7 protein-coding genes are annotated in these 4,730 nt (G+C 65.8%); all 7 read right to left on the bottom strand.

Annotated features, from left to right (window positions below):
• Window positions 1–85: 85 nt before the first annotated feature.
• The 7 genes from murB to ACK1U9_RS20460 are packed head-to-tail and all read right to left on the bottom strand — an operon-like array spanning window position 86 to window position 4,624.
• On the bottom strand, window positions 86–1,105 hold the full coding sequence (gene murB / locus ACK1U9_RS20490; RefSeq protein WP_108480098.1) for a UDP-N-acetylmuramate dehydrogenase: 1,020 nt from the start codon (window positions 1,103–1,105) through the stop codon (window positions 86–88).
• Window positions 1,102–1,566 (bottom strand): low molecular weight protein-tyrosine-phosphatase, encoded by a 465-nt coding sequence (locus ACK1U9_RS20485; protein ID WP_153671227.1) that lies wholly within the window; start codon window positions 1,564–1,566, stop codon window positions 1,102–1,104. The genes murB and ACK1U9_RS20485 overlap by 4 nt, the downstream gene beginning before the upstream one ends.
• Window positions 1,566–2,330 (bottom strand): 3-deoxy-manno-octulosonate cytidylyltransferase, encoded by a 765-nt coding sequence (kdsB, locus tag ACK1U9_RS20480; RefSeq protein WP_108480096.1) that lies wholly within the window; start codon window positions 2,328–2,330, stop codon window positions 1,566–1,568. The genes ACK1U9_RS20485 and kdsB overlap by 1 nt, the downstream gene beginning before the upstream one ends.
• Window positions 2,327–2,512, bottom strand: coding sequence for a Trm112 family protein (locus tag ACK1U9_RS20475; RefSeq protein WP_003247142.1), 186 nt, complete (start codon window positions 2,510–2,512; stop codon window positions 2,327–2,329). The genes kdsB and ACK1U9_RS20475 overlap by 4 nt, the downstream gene beginning before the upstream one ends.
• A 44-nt stretch (window positions 2,513–2,556) precedes the next feature.
• Window positions 2,557–3,558 (bottom strand): tetraacyldisaccharide 4'-kinase, encoded by a 1,002-nt coding sequence (gene lpxK / locus ACK1U9_RS20470; RefSeq protein ID WP_108480095.1) that lies wholly within the window; start codon window positions 3,556–3,558, stop codon window positions 2,557–2,559.
• Window positions 3,558–3,992, bottom strand: coding sequence for an ExbD/TolR family protein (locus ACK1U9_RS20465; protein ID WP_046617071.1), 435 nt, complete (start codon window positions 3,990–3,992; stop codon window positions 3,558–3,560). Before ACK1U9_RS20465 ends, lpxK begins: the two co-directional genes overlap by 1 nt.
• Window positions 3,989–4,624, bottom strand: coding sequence for a MotA/TolQ/ExbB proton channel family protein (locus tag ACK1U9_RS20460; protein WP_003259970.1), 636 nt, complete (start codon window positions 4,622–4,624; stop codon window positions 3,989–3,991). The genes ACK1U9_RS20465 and ACK1U9_RS20460 overlap by 4 nt, the downstream gene beginning before the upstream one ends.
• Window positions 4,625–4,730: the final 106 nt, after the last annotated feature.

Here is a 4,730-nt window from a genome sequence, read left to right as displayed (position 1 = left end):
CCCACAGGGGCCCCACTACCCTCAGGCCCTGCGCGGTCCCTGTGGGAGCGGGTTTACCCGCGAAAGGGCCAGCCCAGGCACTGAATCAGTAGAGGTTAGGCTCCATCTCCAGCTCGACCCCGAACCGCTCGAGGATATCGGCCTGGATCCGTCGCGCCAGCGCATGCATCTGCGCCCCGCTCGCCTGGCCGTAGTTGACCAGCACCAGCGACTGCAAACGATGCACCCCGGCATCCCCTTCGCGATGGCCCTTCCAGCCTGCCTGCTCAATCAACCAGCCTGCCGCCAACTTCACCTGGCCATCGGCTTGCGGATAAGCCACCACCCCCGGGTACTGCGCACGGATTCGCTCGACCTGTTCCGCCGAGACCACCGGGTTCTTGAAGAAGCTCCCGGCATTACCCAGCTCTGCCGGGTCTGGCAGCTTCTCGCGGCGAATGCTGCAGATCGCCTCGCTGATCGCCTGCGCGGTCGGCTCGGTCACCCCCTGCTCTGCCAGGCGCTGGCGCACCGGACCGTAATCCAGGTGAGCACGCAGCGTACGGCTCAAGGCAAAGCGCACCCGCAGGATCAACCAATGTCCAGGGTTGCGTTTGAACAGGCTGTCGCGATACCCGAACGCACATTCCGCCAGGCCGAAGTCACGCAGCTCGCCTGTCTCGCGGTCCAGGGCGGTAAGGCCTACGAACACGTCCTTGATCTCCACGCCATAGGCGCCCACGTTCTGCATCGGCGCGGCGCCCACGGTGCCGGGGATCAGGCTGAGGTTCTCCAGCCCGCAATACCCCTGCGCCAATGTCCACTGCACGAACGGGTGCCATGGCTCACCGGCCTCGGCCTCGACCACGATACGTTCGCCATCGTCGCTGAGCACGCGCCGGCCACGGCTGGCCATGTGCAGCACCAGCGCATCGATATCGCGGGTCAGCAGCAGGTTGCTGCCTCCGCCAATCACCAGCACCGGCAAGCCGCCCTGCTGCGCCTGGGCCAGCGCCTGGCGCACCTCCTGATCATCATGTGCCTGGCTGAAATACCGCGCCTTCACGTCGATACCAAAGGTGTTGTACGGCTTGAGCGATACCTGCTTCTGCCACTGCGCTGTCATAGCCGCCCCTTGATTTCCAGGACCAGTGCCTGGCACGCCGCTTCGACCAGATCGAGCACCTGCTCGAAGCCATCGGTGCCGCCGTAGTAAGGGTCTGGCACTTCATCCAGCGCTGCGCCATAGCGGCGCAGGAACAGGTCGAGCTCCCCCACTGCCGTATGCGGGCGCATCGCACGCAAATGGCCAAGATTGCTCTCGTCCATGGCCAGGATCAGGTCATATTCGGCAAAGTGCGCCGCCGTGACCTGCTGGGCGCGTTGCTGCGACAGGTCATAGCCACGCGCCAGCGCTGCCTTGCAGGTGCGGCTGTCAGGCGCCTTGCCGACATGCCAGTCGCCAGTGCCGGCCGAGGCGACATGCACGCGGTCGGCAAGCCCGGCAGCCTGCAATTGATGGCGCAGCACGCCTTCGGCGGTGGGCGAGCGACAGATATTGCCGAGGCAGACGAACAGGACGCGCATCAGGCCTCCAGCAAGCGCCGTACGCGCTCCAGGTCTTCAGGGGTATCCACGCCCACGGCAGGCGCCTCGATGGCGTCTTCGACGTGGATGCGTACGCCATGCCACAGGGCCCGCAGCTGCTCCAGCGCTTCGGTCTGCTCGAGCCAGCACGGGCCCCAGCTGACGAAGCCATGCAGGAAGCCGACGCGGTAGGCGTACATGCCGATGTGGCGGCGATAAGGCACGCCCTCTGGCAGCAGGTTGCGGTCCTTGGCGAATGCATCGCGAGCCCAGGGCAGCGGGGCACGGCTGAAGGTCAGGGCCAGGCCGTTCTTGTCGCTGACTACCTTGACCGCGTTGGGGTTGAACACGGTTTCCGGCTCATGGATCGGTTCGGCCAGCGTGGCGATGCCGGCTTCCGGATGCGCTGCCAGGTTTGCTGCCACCTGGTCGATGATCACCGGCGGAATCAGCGGTTCGTCGCCCTGTACGTTGACCACGATGGCATCAGCGGGCAGGCCGAGGTGCGTGGCCACTTCGGCCAGGCGATCGGTGCCGGACTCATGGTCGGCACGAGTCATCAGCACTTCGGCGCCGAAGGCCTGGCAGGCCTCTAGAATGCTGGTGTCGTCGGTGGCGATGACCACGCGGCTGGCGCCGCTCTTGCGGGCCTGCTCCCATACATGCTGCACCATCGGCTTGCCGGCGATCGGCAGCAATGGCTTGCCCGGCAGGCGCGTGGAGCGCAGGCGGGCGGGGATCACCACGGTGAAATCCAGGCTCATTTGTCCAGACGCTCGTCGTCAGTCAGGGTACGCGCCTCGCTTTCCAGCATGACCGGGATGCCGTCGCGGATCGGGTAGGCCAGGCCGGCGCCCTTGCTGATCAGCTCGGTCTTGTCGGCACTGAGCTTGAGCGGCCCCTTGGTGATCGGGCAGGCCAGGATATCGAGCAGTTTGGTGTCCATTGGAGGCTTCCTTTAGGCCAGGTGGCCGGGAATTGAAAAAGGGCTCAGGGCTTGCGCAGCAAGTGTTGCAACTGGTTGTCGAACCAGGCGCTGAAAGCCGGCGTGGGCTGCGCCTCGACGGCCAGGTACCACCAGTCGTCAGCGGCGAAGGCCCGGCATTTCACCGCATCCTTCTCGGTCATGACCAGCGGCAGCGGCGGGCTGAAGGCCAGGCTCTGGGCGCTGAACTGCGCATGGTCGGCAAAGGGATGCGGCACCGGCTGCCAGTTTAGCCCCAGCAGGGTATTGAAGAAACGTTGCGGGTTGCCGATACCGGCCACCGCGTGCAGGCGTTGGCCTGCGGGGAAATGGTCAAGCCCGCGGCGCTCGCCACTGCGCAGGTTGACAAGGGCGGACGGCTGCAGGCGGAAGCCGAAGCCATCGGTACGGTCTGCGCTGGCACCATTGAACAGTACCGCGTCAGCCTCGTTCAGGCGCTCGGCCGGCTCACGCAACGGCCCCGCCGGCAGGCAGCGGCCATTGCCCAGGCCGCGGGCGGCATCGATCAGCACCAGCTCCAGGTCGCGGGCCAGGCGATAGTGCTGCATGCCGTCGTCACACAGGATCAGGTCGAGGGGTTCGCTGGCCAGCAGCGCCTGCACGGCGCGGGAGCGGTCGGGGTCGATCATCAGCGGCACACCGGTGCGCTGCACGATCAGCAGTGGTTCATCACCGGCCTGCCCGGCAGCCTGGTCGGCCTGCACGCGCCAGGGTAATTGCGGCGGCTTGGCGCCATAGCCACGGCTGACCACGCCCACCTTCAGCCCCTGCTGACGGCAGTGCTCGATCAGCCAGAGGATCATCGGCGTCTTGCCGGTACCGCCCACAGTGATGTTACCCACCACGATGACCGGCACCGGGGCCCGGTAGCTGGCACTTTCGCCACTGAGAAAACGCGCCCGCTTGCGCGTGACCACGCGGCGATACAGCGCCTCCAGCGGGCGCAGCAGCGCCAGGGCCGGGTGCCCGGCGTACCAGGCGGCGAGCAGACAGTCGGCGAAGGCCATCAAGGCGTGCCCTGGGCCGCCTCGACGGTGGTCATGCGCAACTGGCTGAAACCGAGCTTGCCGGCGGCATCCATCGCGGTGACCACAGCCTGGTGCGGAGTCTTGCCGTCGGCGCTGATGGCCAGCGGCAGCTTGTTGTCGCCGCCCGATTCACGCTCGATCGCTTCGCTCAGGGTGGCCAGGTCGCTCTTGGGCAGCAGGTGGTTGTTCACCGAGTACACGCCTTCTGCGCTGATGGTGATTTCCACCAGCTTGCCCTGGTCGGGCGGCGCCTGTTCGGCGCTGGCTGCTTCGGGCAGCTCGACACGCAGCTGGGTCTCGCGGGTGAAGGTGGTGGTGACCACGAAGAACAACAGCAGGACGAACACCACGTCGATCAGCGACGCCAGGTTGATATCGACGTTCTCCCGCTGGCGATTGCGCCGGAACTTCACGCCTTGCCTCCGGCCACTTCCACTTCACGGTCGCCCTGGATCACTTCTACCAGCTTGATCGCCTCCTGCTCCATGCCCACCACCAGCTCATCGATGCGGCGGAGCAGGAAGCGGTGGAAGAACACCGCCGGAATACCGACCATCAGGCCGGCCGCGGTGGTGACCAGGGCCTTGGAGATACCACCGGCCAGCACTGCGGCGTTGGCGGTCATCTGCGAGCCCATGAAGGCGCTGAAGATGTCGATCATGCCCAGCACGGTACCCAGCAGGCCCAGCAGCGGGGCCATGGCGGCGATGGTGCCGAGGGTGCTGATGTAGCGTTCCAGTTCGTGGATGACGCGCGAAGCGGCCTCCTCGATGCATTCCTTCATGATTTCACGGCCATGGCGCGAGTTGGCCAGGCCGGCGGCAAGGATTTCGCCCAGTGGCGAATCGGCGCGCAGGGCCTTGAGCTTGTCACTGGTCAGTTGCTTGTCCTTGATCCATATCCACACCTGGCCGAGCAGGTGCGGCGGGGTGACGCGACTGACGCGCAGGGTCCACAGGCGCTCGACGACGATAGCCATGGCAGCGATGGAGCTCAGAATGATCGGCAGCATCATCCAACCACCGGACTTGACCAATTCCCACACAGTAAACGCCCCTTCGGAAAAAGGCCGACACTCTACCATAGGCACGTCGGGGGCTCATCTGCCGGAGGTCAGGGAATTCCCCTACCCGGTTTCTACCTTGAGCTGT

Source organism: Pseudomonas sp. XP1, from assembly GCF_053557675.1.
Note: the sequence above shows the minus strand (reverse complement) of the source record. Positions and strands in the feature narration are given on the sequence as shown.

Excerpts from the sequence above, each read along its gene's own strand:
- ACK1U9_RS20485 (WP_153671227.1), bottom strand. The coding sequence starts at position 1,566 with ATGCGCGTCCTGTTCGTCTGCCTCGGCAATATCTGTCGCTCGCCCACC.
- murB (WP_108480098.1), bottom strand. The coding sequence starts at position 1,105 with ATGACAGCGCAGTGGCAGAAGCAGGTATCGCTCAAGCCGTACAACACC.
- lpxK (WP_108480095.1), bottom strand. The coding sequence starts at position 3,558 with ATGGCCTTCGCCGACTGTCTGCTCGCCGCCTGGTACGCCGGGCACCCG.
- kdsB (WP_108480096.1), bottom strand. The coding sequence starts at position 2,330 with ATGAGCCTGGATTTCACCGTGGTGATCCCCGCCCGCCTGCGCTCCACG.
- ACK1U9_RS20475 (WP_003247142.1), bottom strand. The coding sequence starts at position 2,512 with ATGGACACCAAACTGCTCGATATCCTGGCCTGCCCGATCACCAAGGGG.